This window comes from Mailhella massiliensis, from assembly GCF_900155525.1.
Lineage (GTDB): Bacteria > Desulfobacterota > Desulfovibrionia > Desulfovibrionales > Desulfovibrionaceae > Mailhella > Mailhella massiliensis.
In genome coordinates this window covers 514,376-535,892 of sequence record NZ_LT706952.1, presented here as the reverse complement: position 1 = coordinate 535,892, position 21,517 = coordinate 514,376, and the positions used below count along the sequence as shown (strand labels likewise).

The following is a 21,517-nucleotide window of genomic DNA, read 5'->3' as shown; positions in this document are numbered from 1 at the left end:
CCACGCAGAAAAGGGGCGGCTCCATGCACGAAAAGCCGACGCTGCGACCAGCATCGCAGGCTCGCTGCACGGGAGAAACATGATTTGTATTGCGCAGAAAGGCGCCGGGGAAGGCTTTTCCCGGAAGCGCTCCTTCCGTGCCGCAAAGCCTCCGGGCGCAGGCGATGATGCCGGGCTGCATGGCGCGCTTTTCGTTGAGAGCATGTGTTGTTTGAAATGTTTCGCCCTTCCAGCCATACGGCCTGTCGTTTCACGGAAAAAGCGTATTTTTTTCCGCTCGCTTTGGGCCGGGCGGCGCGGCGCCGCCGCCTCGCATGTTACCCTTTGAAAGGGAAAACGCTCTCTGCCGTGCGCCGTACCTGCGCCGGAGAAGAGGAGGGGGGAGAAAAAGGTCTGTTCTGATATTGACAATGAAATTCATTTTCAATATAGAAACAAAAAAGCGCCCGCCCGACATTTCCGCAGCCGGGGAGGGGCGCGCCTCTTTTCTGCCGGAAAGCCGTATCCTGCACGGCGCGGCGCTTTCCTGCCTCACCCGGAGCGAAAGCGCATGTTCACTGTTTTTCGGGCAAAACATCATGCATCGAGGAGCCATTCCGCACCATGAAACCTTCGCATATCGTCTCTTCCTTAAAAACGCTTCTTTCCATACGCAGGCCCGTATTCCTCTGGGGCGCTCCCGGGGTGGGCAAAAGCGAGGTGGTGGCGGAAGTGGCCCGTTCTCTAGGCTATGAGCTGCGCGACATACGCGCCGTACTGCTCGACCCTGTGGATTTGCGGGGCATTCCCCGCATCACGGCCGCCGGCGGAACCGAGTGGTGTCCGCCTTCCTTTCTGCCCGATGCGCGAAGCTCCCGGAAGGGCATACTTTTTCTTGATGAACTGAACGCCGCTCCGCCCCTGGTGCAGGCCGCCTGCTATCAGCTCATTCTCGACCGGCGCATAGGCGAATACGTTCTGCCCGAAGGCTGGGTGGTGGTGGCCGCAGGCAACCGCGAAAAGGACAGGGCCGTCACGCACCGTATGCCGAGCGCGCTTGCCAACCGCATGGTACATCTGGAATTCGACGTGAGCCTGGACGACTGGCTGGTCTGGGCCGAACGCGCGGGCATACGGCCGGAAGTGACGGCATTTCTGCGCTTCCGTCCCGCGCTGCTGCACGACTTTGATCCGCAGCTTTCCTCGCGGGCCTTTGCCTCGCCGCGTTCGTGGTCCTTTGTCTCCGATATTCTGAAGGCCGGGCCCGACAGCGCCGTGGAATACGGCCTGATACGCGGGGCCGTGGGCGACGGTGCGGCGGCGGAATTCATGGGCTTTCTTTCCGTATGGCGCGATCTGCCTTCGGTGGACGAGGTGCTTGCCGTGCCGCAAGAAGCGAAGGTGCCCACGGAACCTGCGGCGCTCTACGCCGTGAGCGAAGCTCTTGCACGGCGTCTTACCCCTGCCGGCATGGAAAAGGCCGCAGTCTACCTGGAGCGCCTGCCCGTGGAATTCGGCGTTCTGTGCCTGCGTCAGGCCGTATGCCGGGAACCTGCGCTGGTGGAAACGCCGTCCTTCGCCCGCTGGGCGCAAAACCATGCGGATGTTTTGCTGTGAACGGGGAAAAGGATGTTTTTTCTTCCGGGCAGCGGGAAAAGCGTGCGCTGAAGGCTCTGGAAAAGGCCCGCTCCGCACTGGTGCTGGAACACCCGTTTTTCGGTTCCATAGCGCTGCGTATGCGCCTCTGCTGCGATGAGACGTGCGCGGACCTCTGGACCGACGGACGCACCCTGGCCTGCAATCCCGTCTATGCCGTTTCGGCTTCGGAAAAGGTGCTGCTTTCCGCACTGGCCCATGAAACGCTGCACATCGCCCTCGGTCATCATGTGCGGCGCAGGGGGCGGGACGAACGGCTCTGGAACCGGGCCTGCGACTATGCGGTGAACGTCATCCTTCAGGAAGCGGGATTCACGCTGCCGGAAGGCGCGCTTTTCCGCCCGGAATACGCGGACAGAAGCGCGGATGAAATTTACGAATGGCTCTCCCGCCTTCAGGACGGTCCTTCCCACAGGGCGAAGGCCGGTTCGGAGGAAGGGGACGAGGTATCTCTTGCCGCAGAGGGGAGTCAGGGCCTCGGCGGCGAAAAGGGGCGGCAGAACAGCGCCTCTTCCGCATCTCCCCGTGCGGGGGAAAGGGGGCGCGGAGCCCCGGCGGAGAAGGGCGGCACGGCCTCGAAAAAGTCCGGGGGCCGCGAGCGCGAGGCGGAAGGCTCCTTTTCCGGCGAGGTGCGCGATCACCCGCTCGTGAAGGAGGGCATGGGCGATGAAGCGCGGGAAAAGGCCGAGCAGGAGGCCGACACGGTTCTGGTGCAGGCCTCGCGCGAGGCTTTGCGCATGGGCGATATGCCCGCCTCCCTCACCCGTTTCATCAGGGCGCGTCTCCGTCCCGCGCTTTCCTGGCGCGACATGCTTTCGCGTTTTCTGGAACAGTGTTCGGACAACGACTATGCCTGGACGCAGCCCGACAGGCGGCATGTGCACGAAGGGCTGTACCTGCCCTCGCGCAGAGAGGCGCGCCTTGCGCCCGTGGTGCTTGCCGTGGATGCCTCCGGTTCCGTGGATGCGCCCCTTCTTTCGCGCTTCTGCACGGAACTTTCCGGTCTGCTTTCCGACTTCGATACCACGCTTTTCGTGCTGTATCACGATGTAAGGGTAAGCTCCCGTGCCGAGTACACCAGGGCGGACATGCCCTTTACCCCCGTGCCCGCAGGCGGAGGCGGCACCGATTACCGTCCCGTGACGGAAGATGTGGAGACCAGGGGGCTGGTTCCTTCCTGCCTTCTGTGGTTCACCGATCTGGAGTGCGATCGCTTCCCCGAGGAACCTCCGTACCCGGTGCTCTGGATAGTACCGGCAAGGCCGAAGGTGCTCCCGCCCTTCGGCGAGCTGGTGGTCATGCCTTCTGCAGAGCCTCCGGCATGACCGGAGAGTTTCGCAGGAGCGGGAAGGTGCGGTACGGAGAAGACATTTTTTTCATGGCCCGGATTCTGAGGCTCCGGCAACTCATCATCCTCTTCGGGAGAGAATATGCATATAGAATGGAACATCACCAAGCAACGAGGCAATATCCGTCCCCTGCTTACCTACAGCGTCACGCTGGAAGAGCATGAAAAGGCGCTGGCCCTGCCGCCCCTTCGCGTGCGTTCCTCCATTCCCGAACCGGAACAGGCGTGGCGGGAATACTGCTATCCCGGCGAACTGGAAAGAGCGGAAGGGGCGCAAACAGCCGCGTTTTACGATCTGGAAACCCCTTCGCACCGGGGCAGAAGCTGGCCGCAGTCGCTGCGCCTGCCCTGGCGGGCCGACAACGCCTACCCTGAGGTGGAAGCCTCCTTTGCCGCCCTGCGCGAAGCTTTTGAAAACCTTCTGGCCGAGGCCTGCGCAAGTGAACCCATGAAGGAGGAGGGCAGCCTTTCTTCCAGCAGCGCATCCCGCACGCTGGTGGCTCCCGGCATACTGGCCGATCGTTTTCTGCGCATGGCCCGCCGGGGAAGTGAAGGCCCGATGCTGTGAGTGCGGGGAAAATGCAGTATTATAATTGACAATGAAATTCTGTTTCAATATATTGCTTTTCCGATGCCGCAAGGCATCGGAAAAAAGCCGTCCACACAAGGGGCGGCCTGCAACCGATAGAGGGGCATGACCCCGAAGAGGAGATAGAGGATGAACGAGAATCTCAAGTACGGCCTGTTCTTTCTTGGCGGCGTCGCTCTCGGCGCGGTGGGCGCTGTGGCGGTGAGCCGCGGCAAGCTCGATATCAAGCCCTTTGCCACCGAGCTCATGAGCCGCGGGCTGGACGTGAAGGATGCGCTTCTCGCCCGGGCCGAAGCCGTGCGCGAAGACATGGAAGACATGGTGGCCGAAGCCCACGCCGTTTCCGAACAGCGCAGGGCGAAGGCCGAGGAAGCGTAGTTTCCCGGAACACGGAGCGTTGCCCGGCCCGGGCCCGCAGAGGGGCACTTTTCCGGGCCGGGCATGTTTTTGCGGTCCCGGCGGCGGGGCCGGTTTTTCTGGTGAAAAAACGCCTTTTCCGTCTCCGCCGTTTTCGGGCGTGCGGGGCCTGCGGCCGGAGGGCATGTCCGGCCTGTCCGGGAGATATGCATGAAGTTTGTGTTGGTCCATCGTATTCCGGGCCGCGCCCGCCTGCGCGGAGAAAAACGCTTCGGGGTACGCACGGCCGAGGCTCTGGCCGACGGGCTGGATGCCGTTGCCGGTATGGAGGGTGTGCGCGTCAATCCGCGTACCGGGAGCGTGCTGCTTCTTTACAGCGAAGAAGACGCGCTGGCGCGTGCCTGTCTTTTTTTGAACGGCGCGGAGTGCACGGAACAAAAGCCCGTGCCTGCGCGTGTGCCGGCCGCTGCTGCGGAAGGGCGGCCGAGTCTCTTTCCTTTTTTCCGCTATCTTTTTCTGCGCCCGCTGCTGCCTCTGGCGGTGAACATGGTGACCGCGTTTTCCGGCGCGCTGCCGTATCTTCGCCGCTGCGTCTCCTCTCTTATGCACGGGAGGCTGGATGTGGACGCGCTGGACGGCACGGCCATAGCCATTTCCCTGCTCCGGCGCGATTTCGGCACCGTGGGGCTGCTCACGCTTCTTCTCGGTTTCGGTGACGCGCTGGAACGCTACACGCAGAAGAAGTCGCTGGAAAATCTGGCCTCCCATCTGGCGCTTCAGGTGGACAGGGTGTGGGTGCTGCGCCACGGGGAAGAAATGCTCATTCCCTTTTCCGCGCTGGAGGAAAGCGACCTTGTCATCGTGCGCGCCGGTTCCGCCATTCCGGTGGACGGCGTGGTCGCACGGGGTACGGCCTCGGTGAACGAATCCTCCATGACCGGGGAACCCATGGGCGTCATGCGCGCTGCGGGGGCTTCGGTATATGCGGGCACCGTGGTGGAGGACGGGGAAATCCATGTACGCCCCACCAGCATAGGCAGGGATACGCGCATGCAGCAGATCGTGCGCTTCATCGAAAACACCGAACAGATGAAGGCGGGCATACAGGGCCGTTTTGAAAAGCTGGCCGACAGGGCCGTGCCCTTCACCTTCGGTCTGGCAGGGCTGGTCTGGCTGTTCACGCGCAACCTTACCCGTGCGGCTTCCGTGCTGCTGGTGGACTATTCCTGCGCGCTGCGCCTTGCCACCCCGCTGGCCATTCTTGCCGCCATGAACGAAGGCGTGAAGCACAAGGTCATGGTCAAGGGCGGGCGTTTTCTGGAAGCGCTCGCCTCCGTGGATACCGTGGTCTTCGACAAAACGGGCACGCTCACCCAGTCGCGGCCGGAAGTGGCCCGCGTCGTGCCTGCCGCGGGTTTTGATGAAAACGAGGTGCTCCGTCTTTCCGCCTGTCTGGAGGAACACTTCCCCCATCCCGTGGCGCGCGCCGTGGTGCACGGTGCGGAAGAGCGCAACCTGCGCCATGCCGAGGAACATACCGAAGTGGAATATGTGGTGGCCCACGGCATAGCCTCCCACTGGAAGGGCAAGCGCGTGCTTCTGGGCAGCCGCCACTATCTTTCGCAGGATGAGCATGTGGATCTTTCCCCCATGGAAGAGCATATCGCCGCCCTTTCCCGCGAGGGGTATTCGCTGCTTTATCTCGCCGTGGACGGCAGCATCGCGGGCATCATCGCCATGGAAGATCCGCTCCGGCCGGAAAGCCCGGCGCTCATCCGTCGTCTGCGTGAGATGGGCGTTTCCCATGTGCTCATGCTCACCGGCGACGATGTGCGCACCGCCTCCGTCGTGGCGGAAAAACTCGGCATCACGGAGTTCCGCGCTCAGGTTCTGCCGGAAGACAAGGCCCGCGTGGTGCGCGAACTCAGGGAAGAGGGGCGTACGGTGCTCATGCTCGGCGACGGCATCAACGATTCTCCGGCGCTTTCCTCCGCGGATGTGGGCGTGACGTTGCGCGACGGGGCCGACCTGGCCCGCGAAGTGGCCGATGTGGTGCTCATGGGCGGTTCCCTGAAGGAACTCGTCACGGCGCTGGAACTCGGCCGCGGAGCCATGCGGCGCATTCATTTCAATTTTGCCGCCACCATGGCTCTGAATTCCGCCTTCCTGTTCGGCGGCCTTACCGGTCTGCTCCAGCCCGGAATTTCGGCGGTACTTCACAATCTCACCACGCTGGGCGTGTCGCTCAACGCCATGCGCCCGGCCCTGCCCAGGGGGGAATGATATGGCTTCCATCACCGACTGCATCACAAGTTTCATCGACGGCCGCGTACGTCTTCGCCACTTTGCGCTGAAGGATGCTTCCGTGGCCGAAACGGTCTGTGCCGTGGTGGGCGGCGTGGAAGGCGTGGAAAGCGTGCAGGCCAACCCCGTCACCGGTTCCCTGCTTATTTTCTACGATACGGAAAAGCTGAGCCGGCAGCAGCTTCTGGAACTGGCAGAGCAGGGCGCGGCTCTGTTGCCGGAGGAGGAAAAGGGGCGGAGCAGGAGGGCGGATGTCTGTACCGGCCTGCTCGATACGATTCTTTCCCGCAGCGCCACGCGCCTTGCCAACCGTGCCATGCTTGTTTCCCTGTTGCTTTCCCTTGCCGGAGCCTTTGCCGGCATGGGGAACCTGCATCGCGTCACCGGCGCGGCCTTTACGCTGGCAAGCCTTCAGCACATGGCCGCGCACAGAAAAACGCTCTGGTAAAATATGGAAAGCCTGCGTGCATTTTCGGCCCGTCTCGGCCGGCCTCTGGGGCTTGTTCTCTGCGCCGCTCTTGCGCTTGCGCTTTTGTGCATGGCTTTTGCCGTGCTCGTACAGGCCCTTGCGGTGCTTGCGCTCGGCGTGCTCTGCGCCGTGTTTCTGCTCCCGAAGCCGCTGAAATGGTACGCCGTACAGGCGGCGGAAGCGCTGCGGGCCTTTGCCGATACGCTCCTTGCCCCGCCCTCGGGCGGAAGAAAAGGCGACGAGGAAAATTCCTCCCCTTCCGGGGAGGATAAGGCGTGAAGAGGCGCGTTGCCTGCTGTTCACCATAAGAAGAAAGGCCCTTCCGCACGGCGGGAGGGCCTTTGCCGTTTTCACTGAGAGAGCGTGTCTTTGGCATCAAATGCGGGAGCCGTCAGGTCCGGAAGGTTCCGCGCTTTTCCGGGAACAGGCTTTTCAGGCGGCTCTTCATGCAGGGCCGGAGCGTTCAGCTCGAAGGGCTGCGTTTTTCTCTGCCCCGGGGCGCAGTCTGCGCGGGATGCCTCGAAGGCTTTTTGCCGCAAAGGCATGGCCTGCGCCCGGCCTGGGCTGCGCCGCAGCTTCTGGAGCTTTGTCTGTATTTTTCTGCGGCTGAAAAGGGGAGTGCTCCACGGCGCATTTTCCGGCGCGCCTGCTCCCCATCTTTTCCTGAAAAAGGCGCAAAAAAAGCCCCGGAACGGGATGTTCCGGGGCGGAAATGCGTCAGGCGCGCTTAGTCGATGACGGCCTTTTTGATGATGACGGGTTCCACCGGCACATCCTGATGGGGGTAGTGGCTGGTGGTGGGTACGCCTGCAATGGCATCCACCACGTCCTGACCCTTCACCACCTTGCCGAACACGGCATAACCCCAGCCCTGCATGGTGGGAGCGGTGAAGTTGAGGAAGTTGTTGTCGGCCACGTTGATGAAGAACTGCGCCGTGGCGGAGTGGGGAGCCTGGGTGCGGGCCATGGCGATGGTGTAGGTGTTGTTCTTCAGGCCGTTGTTGGCTTCGTTTTCAATGGGGTCGCGGGTGCTCTTCTGCACCATGTTCTTGTCGAAGCCGCCGCCCTGAATCATGAAGCCGGGAATGACGCGGTGGAAGATGGTGCCGTCGTAGAAGCCGGACTTCACATATTCCAGAAAGTTCTTCGTGGTGTTGGGAGCCTTTTCGGCATCGAGTTCCAGAACGATGTCGCCCTTGGTGGTCTGAAGCGTGACCATGGTTTTTCCTCCAGCTTGGGCCTGGCAGGCGGGACCGAGTACGAGAGCGGCCGCGAGCACCAGGCAGGATATGAGAAGTTTGCGCATAGCGTGTCTCCTGTTTCCGAACGCCGCATCCTCCGGCCCGGCGCAGGACGCCGGAAAAGGCGCGACGGAAAAGAATTTCATCGCCTCCGTCTTCTGTCAACGTCTTTTTCCCGGAAAAAAGAATCGGGGACGATGCGCTTTCCTTGTATAGGAAGCTTCGAGCCTTGGCAATGCCGTCTTCCGCGCCGCACAGGAGGGGAGGACTTACGTCCCGGCATGTTTTATGCTATGCAGAACGAACCCGAGGGGAGGAAGCATGACAGGTACCATAGTCAACACTGCGGCCATACTTTGCGGAAGCGTGCTCGGAAGCGTGCTCCGCAAGGGCATCAAGGAAAAATATCAGACCGCGCTTTTCGATGCCATGGGCTTTTCCGCCGTGGCCATAGGCGTGAATGCCGTGGTAGCCAACATGCCCAACAGCGAGTACCCCGTCCTTTTCATTCTGAGCATGGCTCTGGGGAGCTTCCTCGGCGCCGTGTGGGACTGGGACGGCAAGTTTCAGAATTTTGCCCGCCGCATGGGCAGTTCCGATCTGGGGCGCGGGCTTGCCACGGCCATACTGCTTTTCTGCATAGGCACGCTCTCCATTCTCGGCCCCATCGAAAGCGCGGTGCACAACAACCACACCTTCCTCTTCACCAACGCCACGCTGGATTTCGTCACCTCCATGGTGCTGGCATCCACCTACGGGCTGGGCATAGCCTTTGCCGCGCCCGTGCTCTTCTGCTGGCAGGGGGGGCTGTACCTTCTCGGGCTGTGGCTCGGTTCCTTCGTTCCCCGCGCGCTTCTTACGGAAGTGTCCATCGTGGGGGGCATACTCATACTTGTTTCCGGCGTCTCCATGCTCCGCATCAAGGACTGCAAGACGCTGAACATGCTGCCCTCGCTGTTCGTCAGCGTGGTTTTCTACGGCCTTGCGGTCACCTTCCTGTAGGCCGCGTTCTTTTACCCTAAGGGAGCACTTGCCATGAATATCGCCGTGTTTGAAGTCAGTAACGACGAAAGGGCGGAACTCGACCGTCTTGCCCGCACGCTCGACGTGAACCTCCGTCTGGTGGAAGGCAACCTTTCCATGGATACCCTTTCTTCTGCCGAAGGCTGCGAGGCCGTGTCCACGCTGGGCCGCAGCCGCCTCAACCGCGAGGTTCTCGGCGCGCTCAAGGGCATGGGCATACGCTATGCCTCCACCCGCACCATAGGCGTGGACCATATCGATCTTGCCGCCGCGAAGGAAAACGGCATTCGCGTAAGCCATGCCTCCTATCCGCCCGATGCCGTGGCCGACTTCACCCTCATGCTCATTCTCATGGTGCTGCGCCGTTACAAGCCCGCCATGTGGCGTCAGCAGGTGAACGACTATTCCCTTTTCGGACTCATGGGCCGCAGCCTGCGCCGTCAGACCGTGGGCGTGGTGGGCACGGGCAGCATCGGCGCCGCCGTGATACGTTCCCTTGCCGGATTCGGCTGCCGCATTCTGGCCTACAATCTTGTGGAATGCGAGGAACTGCGCCCCTATGCCACCTTCGTGGACCTCGATACCCTGTACCGGGAAAGCGACATCATTACCTTCCATGTGCCCGCCACGCCTGAAACGCGGCGCATGGTGAACCGCGAAAGCCTTTCCCGCATGAAGGACGGCGTCATTCTCATCAACACCGCCCGGGGCGAGCTTATGGATATCGACGCCGTGACCGAGGGCATCGAAACGGAGAAGATCGGTTCCCTTGCCATGGACGTGTTCGAGAACGAGCAGGGCATCTATCATGCCGACAGAAAGACCGACATCCTGAGAAACAAGGACATGGTCTACCTGCGCCAGTTCCCCAACGTGGTGCTCACCCAGCACATGGCCTTCTATACGGAGGAATCCATCATCAGCATGGTGGACTGCGGCATAGAAAGCCTGCTGGACATGAAGGCGGGCAGGCCCACGAAGCTGGAAGTTTCCGCATAAACGGCGAAGCGCGCTTCGCCCCGGGATAGAGGAATGCCCCGGAAAGGGGCGGGTATGGAACAACCTTTACCACAAGGAACGCAGATGGAGACGCAAGGAAAGAAACCATCGCTTTTGTGGGCGACACTTTCGCTGGTGCTGCCTGTAGCCATGATTCTGTACGGCACGCTGGTAGTGGGCGTGAGGCCCCCCGTGCTGCCTTTGCTCGGCGCGGTGGCTCTGGCCTCCGTCATGGCCCTGAAAACGGGCTACAGCTGGGAGGATCTGCAGGACGGCATGTTCGAGGCTCTGGGGCGCATCCAGATAGCCATCGCCATTCTTGCCATGGTGGGCATGATCATTGCCGCATGGCTTGCTTCGGGCACCATTCCGGCCATCATTTACTGGGGGCTCAAACTCATCGCTCCCGAACACTTCCTGCTCTCGGCCATGGTGCTCTGCTCCGTGGCGTCCGTGGCCACGGGCACGTCGTTCGGTACCATGGGCACCATAGGTGTGGCGCTTCTCGGCGTGGGCCAGGCTCTCGGATACCCCGCATACATGACCGTGGGCGCCATTGTTTCCGGCGCGTACCTGGGCGACAAGATGTCCCCCGTGTCGGACTCCACCAACATCACCGCTTCGGTGTGTGAAGTGCCGCTCTTCTCCCACGTCATGTCCATGCTCTGGACCACCATCCCGGCCTTCATCGTGGCGGGCGTGGTCTATACCGTGCTCGGCAGCTCCGTGGCGGCCCAGCAGGGAGCTTCCCTCGAAAGCCTGAGCGCCATTCTCTCCGGTCTTGAGGCCAACTTCAGCCTCGGCCCCGTGGCCTTCATTCCTCCGGTGCTCATGATAGTGCTGGCCTATCGCCGTTATCCCGTGCTTCCGGTCATGCTCATCTGCCTGCTCTCGGCCATGATCATCGCCGTGATCGAGGGCGTGCCCTTCAACAGGCTCGCCACCATGCTCACCTCGGGCTACGTTTCCAAGACGGGCATCACCCAGCTCGATCCGCTGCTTTCCCGCGGCGGGCTCATGAGCATCATGCCCACCGTGCTGCTGCTCTGCTCCGGCATGGCCTTCGGCGGTATTCTGGAACGCTCCCGCGTGCTCGAAGTGCTGCTCGAAGCCATCCTGAAGGGCGCAAAGTCCGCCCTGCGCCTCGTGGCTTCCGCCCTGGCCGCCGCCTACCTCATCAACTTCGGCACCGGCAGCCAGATGCTGGCCGTCATCGTGCCCGGCCGCGCCTTCCTCGAATCCTTCAAGAAGGCCGACATCAGTCCCCTGGTGCTTTCCCGTACCTGCGAAGACGCAGGCACCATCGGCTGCCCGCTCGTACCGTGGAGCGTGCACGCCTTCTACATTGCGGGCGTGCTCGGCGTGAGCGCCTATGAATTCGTGCCCTACGCCCTGCTCAACTGGTTCGTGCCCATCTTCTCCCTGCTCTGCGCCGCCACCGGCTTCGGCATCTGGAAGCTGGACGGCACGCCCGTGCGCCAGGCCCCGAAGAAGACCTCGTAAGCTCCGAACTTGCCCATGAAAACAAAAAACGCGCCGAAGAGATTCGGCGCGTTTTTTGTTAAGGCCTTCAGGCAGTTGAGGGAGCGGAAGCGACCGAAACAGAAAACCACCCGCTTAGCGGGTGGACCACAAAATGGTTATACCTAAAAAAACACCTTTTCGATAAGACGGAGTTGTTCAGGCTCCCGTCCACATCGAAAAGGTGTTTTTTTATGGCGAAAGAACAAAATCTGGCACATACGAAATGGCTGTGTAGGTACCATATTGTCTTCACTCCGAAGTATAGGAGAAAAGTGATTTACGGGCAATACCGTGAAGAAATAGGAAAAATAATACGACAGCTTTGTAATTACAAGGGAATCGAAATTATTGAGGGACATATGATGATAGACCATGTGCATATGCTTGTCATGATACCGCCAAAGTATGCGATATCGTCGGTTATGGGGTATATAAAGGGTAAAAGTTCACTGATGATTTTTGATAAATTTTCCCAGCTGAAATACCGGTATGGCAATCGGAGATTCTGGAGCGTGGGATATTACGTCAGCACAGTAGGTTTGAACGAAGCAACGATCAGGAAATATATACNAAGAACCGCCGCAAAACGGAAATCGACAAGATCAACGGCGCCGTGGTGGAACAGGCCAAGCTTTACGGCGTGCCCACCCCCTACAATTCCCTCGTCGTGGACCTCATCCACGCCGTGGAAGGCACCTACGACGACAAACCGGAATAAAAAAGAAGCTCCTTCTCCTCTGGCAGGAAAAGGGGCTTCTTTTCTGCTAGCGCGCGTTCTGCACCTTTTCCCTGCATGACCAGTCCGGCCTTTGCCTCATGCAGGTCCACAGAGAAAAGCGTACGGAACACGGCGCGAGCCTGTTTCTGAAAAGCGCGCAGAGCCCGTCCCCGCTTCAGGGAAAAGGCGGGAGGACCTTCCGCCCTGAACCGATTGACAAGCTTCACATCTGTGCTAGGCTCAGGACTCATTAATTGCCAAAAGGGTAAAAAGTTCTTATTGTCGGCATAGGGAGGATGCCATGAAGGAACTTTTTTATCTTTCTCATGAACAGATTGCTCGTATCAAACGCTACTTTCCTCGTTCCCATGGCATTCCGAGAGTCGATGACAGGCGTGTCGTCAGCGGCATTATCTATGTCATCAAGCACGGCCTGCAATGGAAAGATGCTCCGCGCGAGTATGGACCATACAAAACTCTCTACAATCGTTTTATCCGCTGGAGCCGATTGGGTGTCTTTAACAGGATTTTTGCGGAGCTTGTTGAGCAAAACGGCTCCACAACACGCTTGATGATTGATGCCACACATCTCAAGGCACACAGGACAGCAGCAAGTTTGCTGAAAAAAGGGGCCTTTCCCGATGTATCGGACGCACAAAAGGCGGCCTGAATTCAAAACTCCACGCTGTCTGCAATGCCTTCGGTCAACCGTTGGCCTTCCATCTGTCCGGCGGTCAGGTGAGCGATTACAAAGGCGCTGCTGTCCTGCTTGATACTCTGCCGCAGGCCGGGGAGCTTCTGGCGGATAGAGGCTATGATGCCGACTGGTTTCGTCATGCCTTGTCCCGTAAAGGAATCACGCCGTGCATTCCCGGCAGACACAGCCGAAAAACTCCGGTGGTCTATGACAAGGAGGTTTATAAGCAGCGGCACAAGATAGAAATCATGTTTGGCCGACTCAAGGATTGGCGCAGAATAGCCATGCGTTATGACCGTTGTGCACACACGTTCTTTTCGGCCATTTGTCTCGCTGCCATTGTCATCTTTTATATTTAATGAGTCCTGAACCTAGAGAAGTTCAAGCCGGCGCCCTTAAGGCGCGAGTAAGTAACAAGCCCTTACAGGGCTGGTCAAGCCACCCGTTTTACGGGTGGTCCTGACTTGTCCGCCCGGAAAAAACGGCGGAAGAGGCGCATTCGCAGAGGCGGACGCGCTGTATCAGGCTTTTTCCTGCCGTTTCGGCAGGCGCAGGGCAGCCATGGCGCCGGGCAGGCCGAGAAAAGCTGCGGTGAAGATGGCAGCCTGATAGGCTCCGCTTGCACTTTGTATCCAGCCTCCGGCATAGGGTCCGGCAAAACCGGCGATGATGAACACCGTCGCCGTCATGCCGATATTGGTTTCCAGGTGAGCGGGGCCGAAATGACGGGCGATGAAGGCCGAGAACTGGGGAATGGTGCCTCCTGCGGCAAGAGCGATGACGACGATGGAGAAGAGAAGACCCGCATACCCCGTGCCGGGCAGAATTGCCAGCATGACGAGCCCCGTCGCCATGAACAGACTGTTGACGAGCATGGCGAATCGCGCCCCCTTCATGTCGAAGAGCTGACCGAAGATAAGACGCCCTGCGCCGTTGACTACGGCGTATACGCCCATGGCCAGCTCCGCCCCCGCCTGGGAGCAGCCCTGTTCCAGAGCGTAGGGCACGATGTGGCCGATGATCATGAGCCCTCCGGCCTGAATGGAGAATGCCCATATCCAGACGAGACGGAAGGAAGCGGTGCGGAGCATGTCGCGTGTGGTCAGGCCTGTGGCGTCGCCCTTGGCGGAGGTTTCGGGGAGCTTTTCCGGTGCCTTGAGAAAGAAGCTCGCCGGTATCGAGAGCGTCAGAACGAGAATCGCCATGATGAAGAGCGTACGGGAAACGCCGAAGACGGGGATGAGCCTTCCCGCAAGACCCGCGCCGAATATGAGGGTGCCTGAGGCCAGGGAAAAGGCCATGATGCCGCAGACAAGTCCGCGCCTGTGCGGAAACCAGCGAAGGCCTACAGCCGAGGGAACGATGTTGGCCATGCCTATACCGTAGCCTGCAACAACGCCGTAGAACAGAATAAGCTGCCACTGGGCCGTGGCCATGGCCGCTCCGGCGAGTCCGAGCGCCAGCATGACGCCGCCCATGGCCGCCGTCACGCGCGAACCTGCGCGCTTGAGCACATAGCCTCCCGTCATCATGCCCAGTCCGAAGAAGACCAGGATGAAGGTGAACACCAGCGAGGTCTGCGGCCTGGTGAGGCCCGTGGCGTTTTCGATGGGCAGAATGAAGACCGACCAGGAATAGAGAATGCCGTTGACCAGGGAAAGCAGAATTCCGGCCAGAAGGGCCGCGTAACCCTGCGCGTGCCTGCTGATGAGCATGAGGTATCCTTTTGCACCTCGGGCGCGGAGCATGTTGCTCCGCGCCGTCCGTCGTAAAGCGTTTTCATGCCGGGCGCCGTTTTCGGATAAGCGGGCCCGCATGGACTCCGTGTTCCTCTGCCGGTACGGTTTTCTTGAGGCGGGGGGGGCCGCCTCAGGCGGGGACTCAGTGCGCGCTTCCTTCCGCCGGGGGAAGAGAGGCGAACTGCGGGCAGTAGTCTTTTGCATAGCGGAAGGCGCGGAACACCGTCCACGGTGTGGCCGAAGGATCGGCCTCGGGCTTCCAGTATTCCCATACCACGTCCCTTTCCGGCGTGACTTCGTAAAAGCGTCCGTTGCAGCCTTCGCAGCAGAGGGTATTGCCGTTGGGCAGACGGCGTGCGCTGGAAATGAAGCAGGAGAAGGGCACTCTGCCGTGCTGGAAGCCCACGTCGGTGGACTGCCAGACGACTTCGCCCGTCTGCACGTCTACTTCAACCGCACGGGAAATGTAGCTGTACATGCCGTTGTCGTAGCAGAGCATGTGTCCTGCTCCCGGCAGACCGGCGGGAATGATGTGCGCATCGTGCGGTCCTCCCAGGGTGGAGGGAGTCACGGCCAGGTCGAGACGTCCGCTTTCCCTGTCGAGGCTGGAGGCTGCTCCCCAGCGCCAGATGATGTCGCCCGTGTTTCTGTCGATGCGGAACACGCAGTCGAGGAAGCGGGACGAGCAGAGAAAATCGCCGTTCTCGCATTCCCACAGGTCGTTCATGTGAGTCCATTCCACACGGGCGTAGAGCGGGCCGATGATATGCTCTTCAACATCGAGGTGATCCTGGGCATGCCATTCACGTACGATGCTTCCCCCGGGGGTGATTTCCCTGATGACGTCGCACCACATGATGGAGCGGTCCGTGCCCCTGCGACCGCCGAGCACTCGGGCGGCCTTTTCCGGGGCGAGAGCTTCCCAGGCAAGATAGGCGTAGTTGCCGTTGGCCAGCTTCTTGAAGTCGTGATGCATGGCGGGGTCTTCGTGCCGGAAGAGAACGTGTCCTTCCCAGTCCAGTTCCATGAGCATGCCCATGGTGCCGCCCATGGCGAATTCCCTTACGCCCGGTCTTCCTTCTCCGCCTCTGGTGGTGCGCAGTCCGGCCAGCAGATGACCGTCGGGCAGAAGACATGCGTACATGGTGGGGTAGGGCAGCTTCCAGGAGTGCACAACCTTGCCGGTCATGTCCATGAGGAAGGTTTCCCCTTCCCATTGTCCGGGTTCTTCCGCTCCGGTCTGCATGGTGGAGAGCGCCGACCAGAGAGTATAACCGTTGAAAGCCTTTTGCGCATCGTAGATCGTCGTGCCTGCCCAGTACTTCATGGGATATCCTTTTCCTTTGGGATGGTGGAAGGGGGAAGGATGGGCATGGAGCCTGCAAGGGATGCCGTTTGCGGCGTCCCGGGCCATGCCTGAAACAAAGCCATTATGGCAATATATCGTTTTTCAGGCATGAGGCAACTGTTGCATGAAACGCAAGACGACGTGCAAAAAAAGCACGACACGGCTTCTTGTGCAAAAAGTTCGTTATGCTATTTTATTATGCAGCATTCGCTTCGGGCTTTGTCCGATACGGAGAACTTCAGACGGATACGGGAACATGTTCTTTGCTGTGGCTGAGTATGAGGTTCATGATGGCGCGAACATGAGGCGGCTGGAAGGCGTTGTGCCTCTGGATGAGCCCGAAAACTCGCGGAGGGAATGCAGGCATGGGCAGAATGTCTATGCCGCTTTCTCCTGTGGCGGCGAGATGATCTCTGTCCACGAGAGCCACGCCGAACCCCGCTCTGACCATGGCCACCTGAAAGCGAAGCGCCGGGGCAAGGTGGATGACGTTGAGGCGTATGCCCAGCGCGTCGCAGTGCTTTTTGACGAAGCGGCTCAGAGCCATGCTTTCGGGCATGCCTACCATGGGCAGGGATTCAAGAAGGCGTGGTTCCTCCGCCAGATTTTCGGGAAGGGGATAGCCTGGCGGACTGATGAGGCAGGTCGTGGTGGTGAGTACGGGCTGAAAATCCATGGGGACGACGAAATCGTCCTGAGCGGAAAGGGTGAAATGATAGTCGTGGGCCGAAATAGCTTTCATGGCGAGCCGGATACCCGAAGATGCGGTGACTTCGAGCCGTATTTCGGGATACAGCCTGGCGGCCTGGTGCAGAATGCAGGGAAGCAGGCAGTCCACGGCCACGGGAGCGGCAATGATTCTGACGACGCCGGAGAGCCTTTCTTCTTTTTTCGAGGCGCTTACGGATGTGAGCAGCGCTTCGAGATCGTGGAAGAGCTCCAGAGTATGAGTGTAGAGCTGACGGCCTTCCTGCGTGGGCACGGCTCCGCCCGTACTTCGCAGAAGCAGCGTGATGCCGAGTTCCTCCTCAAGCTGCTGGATCTGACGGCTGACGGAAGAGGGACTGCGGTGTATGACGGCCGCCGCCTTGCCGATGCTTCCGTATTGAAGAATGTAATGAAATACCTTGAGCTTCTGGAACAGGTCGCCGCTGAGTGTGTCGAGCATGGGCAGGCTCCGGGCAGGCTTTGGGCCGGCGCAAGACAAAGTGGAGGAAAGGGATGAAAAAGATGCTGATGACGGCGTACGCGCTTCTGGCTCTGTTCGGGCTCGCGCTGCTGGTATGGATTATTCCCGCAAATACGGAAGATGCGGGCTACGGACTTTCGCCCGCGCTTTTACCCAATGTGCTGGCCACCCTCATTCTTTTGTTCTCCCTTGTGCTTTTATGGCAAACGTGGCGCTCATGCAATATTGAGGAACCCACCATTCTTCCACGTCATCTCATCCGCCTCGCGGCGTTTTCCGTCATTCTTTTCGGTGCGTTCCCCCTTATGGAGTTCATAGGTTTTCTGCCCGGAGCAGCGGTGACCCTGCTTCTGCTCCAGCTCATGTGCGGCCAGCGGAGCATTCCCTGGCTCCTGGGCGTTTCTCTCGGTCTTTCCACCGCCGTATGGGCGGCCATGGTCTATGTCATGCAGGTGCCGCTGCCGTGATGCGGAGTGCGCGGCCTTCGGATAAGTTCCGGGGTTTGCGCAGGTATATCAAGCTTCAGGAGTCAGATTATGGATATCTTGCTTGCCAGTTTTCTGGGAGCCTTCACTCCCTCCGTCATGATCTATGTCGCGGCCGGTGTGTTTCTCGGTCTTGCGGTGGGGGCCATTCCGGGGCTTTCCGCAGCCATGGCCATAGCGCTTGCCGTGCCGCTTACCTATACGCTCTCCCCTGTGGCTTCCATCGGTTTTCTTGTGGGCGTGTACAAGGGGGGCAGCTACGGCGGCAGTCTTTCCGCCATTCTGCTCAATACTCCCGGCGCGCCGGAAGCTGCGGCAACCACCTTCGACGGCTATCCCCTGGCCCGGAAGGGCAAGGGAATGAAAGCCATTAAAATGTCGCTCGTGGCCTCGGTGTTCGGTGATGTGTTCTCCACGCTGCTGCTGATCGCCGTAGCTGCGCCCATTGCCAGTCTGGCCCTGAAAATGGGGCCCTCGGAAATGTGCGCCCTCATCATTTTTTCCCTCACCCTCATTTCCGTGCTGGAATCGGGGTCTCTGTTCAAGGGGATTCTGGCAACCAGCCTCGGCATGTTGCTCAGCACCGTGGGGATGGACCCCGTGGCGGGTATGCCGCGCATGACCCTCGGTATCTTCCAGCTGGAATCCGGCCTGCGCCTCGTGGCCATCGCCATAGGCACGCTGGCGCTTGCGGAGCTCATCATCCAGAGCGAGGATCCCGAACTCGGCAAGGATTCCTCTGCCTCCATGCTGAACTTTTCCAGAAATCCTGAAGACAATTCTCTGTCTTTCAGGGAAGTATGCTCGCATTGGCGCACGCTTCTGCGTTCCGTGTTCATCGGTTCCGGCGTGGGCGCTCTTCCGGGGCTCGGTGCGGCCGTGGCGGGCTTCCTGGCTTACGGTGCGGCGCGCAGTGCTGCAAAGAATCCCGAAAATTTCGGACAGGGGGATCTGGACGGCGTGGCTGCTCCCGAAAGCGCCAACAACGCCGTAGTGGGCGCTTCCCTCATTCCTCTGTTCACCCTGGGGATTCCCGGCAGCGTGACGGCCGCGCTGCTCATCGGAGCCTTCATGCTTCAGGGCGTAACGCCCGGCCCGCTGATGTTCGAACAGCATCCCGAAATGATCTACGGTATCTATGGTTCCCTGGTGGTGGGCAACATCATGCTGCTTGTCATAGGTTATCTGGGCATACGTCTTTTCACGCGCATTCTCGGCGTGCCGCGGGTCATTCTCATGCCCTGCATCATGTTCATCTGCCTCGTGGGGGCCTATCTGGAATCTCCCACCGTGTTTTCCGTGGGCAGCATGGTGGCGCTGGCGCTGCTCGGCTACTTCATGAAGAAGCTGAAGTTTTCCTTTGTCTGTTTCATCGTGGGCTTCATTCTCGGCCCCATGTTTGAGCTTTATGTGCAGCAGGTCGTCATCGGCGCTTCCGGCGACTACCTTTCCGTGCTCTGCCGTCCCGCTACGGCGGTGATACTGCTCTGCACCGCAGGATTCGTGGCCATGGTGATATACCGCCGCATGAACAGAAACGCCTGCTGACATCAAGGATTGCAACCGTTCCCGCACCGGGAATGAAGAGAAGGAGAAAGTCATGTTGAACGTAAGAAAAGTGGTGCTGTCCCTCGGTATGCTCGGTCTTCTGGTTTCAGGCGGAACTGCGGAAGCCGCCTGGCCGGAACGCCCCGTGACCATCATCAGTCATTCCGCGCCCGGAGCCGTCAACGACCTGCTCACGAGGCAGGTGGCGGCCATGCTCACGGAAGAACTGGGACAGCCCTTCCTCGTCGTCAACCAGCCCGGTGGCGGCGGCAATCTTGCCGTGAACGCAGTACTGCAGGCCAGGAAGGACGGCTATACTCTCGGTTCGTCGGGCAATCATCCCTTCGGTTACAACATGTTCACCATGAAGGTGCGCTATAAGCTGGAAGATCTTGTCCCCATCAGCCTCATCAACACAAGCTGCATGGCCATCATCGCCCATCCCGACAGCGGCTGGAAGAGCATGAAGGATGCCTGCGATGCGGCCAGGGCCGAGAAGCGCCCCCTCAAGGTGGGCATCATGGACAACCTTTCCCGCGATATTCTGCTCAAGGTTGCGAAGCAGGAAGGCGTGCAGCTTGCCCCCGTACCGCAGAACGGCGGTATGCCCTGCCTGAGCGCAGTACTCGGCAAGCATGTGGACGTGTCTCTTCTCGGCAGCATTGCCGTGGACAACGCCAAGGCGGGCAAGGTGACCATTCTCGCCAGCGCGAGCAGCCGCCGCTTTGCCGAAGTGCCGGACGTGCCCACCCTGAGGGAACAGGGCTACGACGCGGCCTTTGATTCCTTTACGCTGCTGTTCGGCGCAGCGGGTATTCCCGATGAAGTGGTTGAGAAGCTCGGCAGAGCCATGGAAAAGATAGGCGCCACGCAGCCCTATGCCAAGATGCTGGAAACCCTCGCCGTGGAAGCCGCCCCCATGGGCAGCGAGGCCGCCCGCAAAGTGGTGACCACGGAAAATGAGAACATGCGCAAACTGGTAGGCAAATAGTTTTTCAGAAAAAGATGACCGGGGTCCGTGCCGTGAGGCATGGACCCCGTGTGTACGGAGTATCCTTGTCTGGGGCGTATGCGGTTGAAGGATGGATACGGTTCCGTTCCGGGCAGGGAAAAGACGCGTTGAAGAGATTCGGCGCGTTTTTTTTGTCTGCCCGGGAGGGGCCCGGAAAAGGTTTGACCGACTCGTGGCAGAAGAAAAGGGGAAGGGACGGCCCGGTATCCGGCCGGATCGTGCAGGGAAGAAGATGGGGACGGCAATCAGCGCTGTGCAAGCTCCATGAGCTTTTTGATATCGAATATTTCCAGTTTTCTGCGGGAAAATTCTCCGAGAATGCCCTGTTCTCTGAGCCTGCGCAGCGCCCGGTTCAGCGTGGTGCGGTGAATGCCCAGCGCATCGGCAAGAGCGGTCTGGGAAATGTCGGGGCAGAGTTCCGTCTGATCGCCCTTGGCCAGAAAGATGTTCAGAATGAAGGTGCAGAGCATTTTTTCCGCGCTGTCCTGGTTGCGCATGGTGAAGTTGCTGTGCATGATGAGCGTTTTGATGCACTGCTGACGCAGTACATAGGCGATGACCTGCGGATAGCGGCGTATCATCTCTTCGTCGACGAGAAAGGATTTCGGAAACGTCCATACTTCCGTTTCCGTAGTGAAGAGATAGTGCAGGTCGAGCGTGCGGAAGCTGGTTTTGTCGGCTACGACGGATACGGACGTGGCAAAGGTGTTGCCTTCAAAAAATTGAATGATCTGGATACTTTTTCCACACGGCATGTCGTGAAACATGGAAACGCTGCCGCGGTTTATATAAAAGAAGATATCGTCGAAATGCTTGTCTACGTAAAGAGTGTGTCCTTTGGGGAACACATACCTTTTTCCCTGGTCAAGAATGGCGTTGAAGGGTGAGTTCTGCCGTAGAATACGTCCCGTGTATATGGATGAAGCGTCTATTTCCATGGGTACACCTTATGTTGCACGGAGGCGCAAAAGTTTGCCGCCGAGACGCCGCCCGAAAGCGGTATCCTTTTTCCTGCACCTTCTGCATGAAGTCGGTTTTCATCGGTGCCGCAATGAAAAAATATCAGCGGCAACATAACGGCTTTTTTCTCTTTATACGTCAGGCGGGCCATACATGGCAACTGCGCTTTTCCTTTGCTGATCATAAAATAGATAAAAAAATCAATAAAATATACGAAAAAATTCAGGTGTGGTGTTCTGTGTCTGTCCACGACATGCTCATAAGGCCGATGGGGGAGAGGAGGAAAAAGGAGGGGGACGCCGAGAATTTTCTGCCAGAGAAAACGACAAGCT

General features: G+C 59.5%; 21 protein-coding genes and 1 pseudogene. 16 read left to right on the top strand and 6 right to left on the bottom strand.

What is annotated here, in order from left to right; translation table 11 throughout:
* Positions 1 to 603 precede the first annotated feature (603 nt).
* The 7 genes from CZ345_RS12605 (at position 604) to CZ345_RS12575 (ending at position 6,981) form a co-directional block, all read left to right on the top strand.
* Entirely contained in the window at positions 604 to 1,596 is a 993-nt protein-coding gene (locus CZ345_RS12605; RefSeq protein WP_077073461.1) for an AAA family ATPase, read from the top strand.
* Complete coding sequence (locus tag CZ345_RS12600; protein ID WP_077073460.1) at positions 1,593 to 2,960, top strand: vWA domain-containing protein; 1,368 nt, start codon at positions 1,593 to 1,595, stop codon at positions 2,958 to 2,960. The genes CZ345_RS12605 and CZ345_RS12600 overlap by 4 nt, the downstream gene beginning before the upstream one ends.
* Before the next feature lie 105 nt (positions 2,961 to 3,065).
* On the top strand, positions 3,066 to 3,551 hold the full coding sequence (locus CZ345_RS12595) for a hypothetical protein (RefSeq protein ID WP_077073459.1): 486 nt from the start codon (positions 3,066 to 3,068) through the stop codon (positions 3,549 to 3,551).
* Positions 3,552 to 3,701: 150 nt separating this feature from the next.
* On the top strand, positions 3,702 to 3,950 hold the full coding sequence (locus CZ345_RS12590; RefSeq protein ID WP_077073458.1) for a DUF6110 family protein: 249 nt from the start codon (positions 3,702 to 3,704) through the stop codon (positions 3,948 to 3,950).
* A gap of 189 nt (positions 3,951 to 4,139) precedes the next feature.
* Positions 4,140 to 6,212 carry a heavy metal translocating P-type ATPase gene (locus tag CZ345_RS12585; protein ID WP_077073457.1) on the top strand — a complete coding sequence of 691 codons (2,073 nt, stop codon included), beginning with the start codon at positions 4,140 to 4,142 and terminating at the stop codon, positions 6,210 to 6,212.
* 1 nt (position 6,213) lies between these two features.
* Entirely contained in the window at positions 6,214 to 6,681 is a 468-nt protein-coding gene (locus CZ345_RS12580) for an HMA2 domain-containing protein (protein WP_077073456.1), read from the top strand.
* A gap of 3 nt (positions 6,682 to 6,684) precedes the next feature.
* Positions 6,685 to 6,981 (top strand): hypothetical protein, encoded by a 297-nt coding sequence (locus CZ345_RS12575; protein WP_077073455.1) that lies wholly within the window; start codon positions 6,685 to 6,687, stop codon positions 6,979 to 6,981.
* Between the two features lie 448 nt (positions 6,982 to 7,429).
* Here CZ345_RS12575 and CZ345_RS12565 read toward each other — a convergent pair whose 3' ends face one another.
* Positions 7,430 to 8,008 carry a peptidylprolyl isomerase gene (locus tag CZ345_RS12565; RefSeq protein WP_077074095.1) on the bottom strand — a complete coding sequence of 193 codons (579 nt, stop codon included), beginning with the start codon at positions 8,006 to 8,008 and terminating at the stop codon, positions 7,430 to 7,432.
* 256 nt (positions 8,009 to 8,264) lie between these two features.
* Here CZ345_RS12565 and CZ345_RS12560 point away from each other — a divergent pair, with 256 nt between their 5' ends.
* From CZ345_RS12560 to CZ345_RS16330, 6 genes and pseudogenes are all read left to right on the top strand, one after another.
* The gene (locus CZ345_RS12560; RefSeq protein WP_077073453.1) at positions 8,265 to 8,945 is read left to right on the top strand and encodes a DUF554 domain-containing protein; all 681 of its coding nucleotides are present in this window, start codon (positions 8,265 to 8,267) and stop codon (positions 8,943 to 8,945) included.
* Positions 8,946 to 8,978: 33 nt separating this feature from the next.
* A complete protein-coding gene (locus CZ345_RS12555; RefSeq protein ID WP_077073452.1) occupies positions 8,979 to 9,965 on the top strand; it encodes a D-isomer specific 2-hydroxyacid dehydrogenase family protein in 987 nt (328 codons plus the stop codon).
* Between the two features lie 84 nt (positions 9,966 to 10,049).
* A complete protein-coding gene (gene nhaC / locus CZ345_RS12550; RefSeq protein WP_077073451.1) occupies positions 10,050 to 11,468 on the top strand; it encodes a Na+/H+ antiporter NhaC in 1,419 nt (472 codons plus the stop codon).
* A 212-nt stretch (positions 11,469 to 11,680) separates the two neighbouring features.
* Positions 11,681 to 12,058, top strand: a pseudogene (gene tnpA / locus CZ345_RS12545) (IS200/IS605 family transposase); the annotation flags it as partial.
* A 47-nt stretch (positions 12,059 to 12,105) separates the two neighbouring features.
* Positions 12,106 to 12,207, top strand: coding sequence for a hypothetical protein (locus CZ345_RS17465; RefSeq protein ID WP_239446687.1), 102 nt, complete (start codon positions 12,106 to 12,108; stop codon positions 12,205 to 12,207).
* Positions 12,208 to 12,508: 301 nt separating this feature from the next.
* Positions 12,509 to 13,263, top strand: a protein-coding gene (locus CZ345_RS16330; RefSeq protein WP_239446686.1) for an IS5 family transposase whose coding sequence is annotated in 2 segments (ribosomal slippage) — positions 12,509 to 12,842 and positions 12,842 to 13,263 — 756 coding nt in all. Because the reading frame shifts where the segments join, the coding sequence is not laid out codon by codon here.
* 162 nt (positions 13,264 to 13,425) lie between these two features.
* Here the strand turns inward: CZ345_RS16330 and CZ345_RS12520 are convergent.
* The 3 genes from CZ345_RS12520 to CZ345_RS12510 all read right to left on the bottom strand — a co-directional run bounded on the left by CZ345_RS12520 (position 13,426) and on the right by CZ345_RS12510 (position 17,159).
* Positions 13,426 to 14,619: an MFS transporter gene (locus CZ345_RS12520; RefSeq protein WP_077073450.1), complete on the bottom strand. Its 1,194-nt coding sequence runs from the start codon at positions 14,617 to 14,619 to the stop codon at positions 13,426 to 13,428.
* A gap of 166 nt (positions 14,620 to 14,785) precedes the next feature.
* Positions 14,786 to 15,970, bottom strand: a complete 1,185-nt coding sequence (locus CZ345_RS12515; protein WP_077073449.1) for an aryl-sulfate sulfotransferase — start codon at positions 15,968 to 15,970, stop codon at positions 14,786 to 14,788.
* Positions 15,971 to 16,229: 259 nt separating this feature from the next.
* Positions 16,230 to 17,159 carry a LysR family transcriptional regulator gene (locus tag CZ345_RS12510; protein ID WP_077073448.1) on the bottom strand — a complete coding sequence of 310 codons (930 nt, stop codon included), beginning with the start codon at positions 17,157 to 17,159 and terminating at the stop codon, positions 16,230 to 16,232.
* 53 nt (positions 17,160 to 17,212) lie between these two features.
* On the opposite strand from CZ345_RS12510, the gene CZ345_RS12505 reads away from it, so the two are divergent.
* From CZ345_RS12505 to CZ345_RS12495, 3 genes are all read left to right on the top strand, one after another.
* Positions 17,213 to 17,647, top strand: coding sequence for a tripartite tricarboxylate transporter TctB family protein (locus CZ345_RS12505; RefSeq protein WP_077073447.1), 435 nt, complete (start codon positions 17,213 to 17,215; stop codon positions 17,645 to 17,647).
* Between the two features lie 69 nt (positions 17,648 to 17,716).
* On the top strand, positions 17,717 to 19,213 hold the full coding sequence (locus CZ345_RS12500) for a tripartite tricarboxylate transporter permease (protein ID WP_077073446.1): 1,497 nt from the start codon (positions 17,717 to 17,719) through the stop codon (positions 19,211 to 19,213).
* 52 nt (positions 19,214 to 19,265) lie between these two features.
* Entirely contained in the window at positions 19,266 to 20,204 is a 939-nt protein-coding gene (locus tag CZ345_RS12495) for a tripartite tricarboxylate transporter substrate binding protein (protein WP_077073445.1), read from the top strand.
* 266 nt (positions 20,205 to 20,470) lie between these two features.
* Here the strand turns inward: CZ345_RS12495 and CZ345_RS12490 are convergent, their stop codons facing one another.
* Positions 20,471 to 21,163: a Crp/Fnr family transcriptional regulator gene (locus CZ345_RS12490; RefSeq protein ID WP_077073444.1), complete on the bottom strand. Its 693-nt coding sequence runs from the start codon at positions 21,161 to 21,163 to the stop codon at positions 20,471 to 20,473.
* Complete coding sequence (locus CZ345_RS16730) at positions 21,154 to 21,435, bottom strand: hypothetical protein (RefSeq protein ID WP_144277351.1); 282 nt, start codon at positions 21,433 to 21,435, stop codon at positions 21,154 to 21,156. The genes CZ345_RS12490 and CZ345_RS16730 overlap by 10 nt, the downstream gene beginning before the upstream one ends.
* Between the last annotated feature and the right edge of the window lie 82 nt (positions 21,436 to 21,517).

Coding starts and splice junctions, on each gene's coding strand:
- CZ345_RS12605 (WP_077073461.1), top strand. CDS start 604: ATGAAACCTTCGCATATCGTCTCTTCCTTAAAAACGCTTCTTTCCATA.
- CZ345_RS12595 (WP_077073459.1), top strand. CDS start 3,066: ATGCATATAGAATGGAACATCACCAAGCAACGAGGCAATATCCGTCCC.
- CZ345_RS12590 (WP_077073458.1), top strand. CDS start 3,702: ATGAACGAGAATCTCAAGTACGGCCTGTTCTTTCTTGGCGGCGTCGCT.
- CZ345_RS12585 (WP_077073457.1), top strand. CDS start 4,140: ATGAAGTTTGTGTTGGTCCATCGTATTCCGGGCCGCGCCCGCCTGCGC.
- CZ345_RS12580 (WP_077073456.1), top strand. CDS start 6,214: ATGGCTTCCATCACCGACTGCATCACAAGTTTCATCGACGGCCGCGTA.
- CZ345_RS12575 (WP_077073455.1), top strand. CDS start 6,685: ATGGAAAGCCTGCGTGCATTTTCGGCCCGTCTCGGCCGGCCTCTGGGG.
- CZ345_RS12565 (WP_077074095.1), bottom strand. CDS start 8,008: ATGCGCAAACTTCTCATATCCTGCCTGGTGCTCGCGGCCGCTCTCGTA.
- CZ345_RS12560 (WP_077073453.1), top strand. CDS start 8,265: ATGACAGGTACCATAGTCAACACTGCGGCCATACTTTGCGGAAGCGTG.
- CZ345_RS12555 (WP_077073452.1), top strand. CDS start 8,979: ATGAATATCGCCGTGTTTGAAGTCAGTAACGACGAAAGGGCGGAACTC.
- nhaC (WP_077073451.1), top strand. CDS start 10,050: ATGGAGACGCAAGGAAAGAAACCATCGCTTTTGTGGGCGACACTTTCG.
- CZ345_RS12520 (WP_077073450.1), bottom strand. CDS start 14,619: ATGCTCATCAGCAGGCACGCGCAGGGTTACGCGGCCCTTCTGGCCGGA.
- CZ345_RS12515 (WP_077073449.1), bottom strand. CDS start 15,970: ATGAAGTACTGGGCAGGCACGACGATCTACGATGCGCAAAAGGCTTTC.
- CZ345_RS12510 (WP_077073448.1), bottom strand. CDS start 17,159: ATGCTCGACACACTCAGCGGCGACCTGTTCCAGAAGCTCAAGGTATTT.
- CZ345_RS12505 (WP_077073447.1), top strand. CDS start 17,213: ATGAAAAAGATGCTGATGACGGCGTACGCGCTTCTGGCTCTGTTCGGG.
- CZ345_RS12500 (WP_077073446.1), top strand. CDS start 17,717: ATGGATATCTTGCTTGCCAGTTTTCTGGGAGCCTTCACTCCCTCCGTC.
- CZ345_RS12495 (WP_077073445.1), top strand. CDS start 19,266: ATGTTGAACGTAAGAAAAGTGGTGCTGTCCCTCGGTATGCTCGGTCTT.
- CZ345_RS12490 (WP_077073444.1), bottom strand. CDS start 21,163: ATGGAAATAGACGCTTCATCCATATACACGGGACGTATTCTACGGCAG.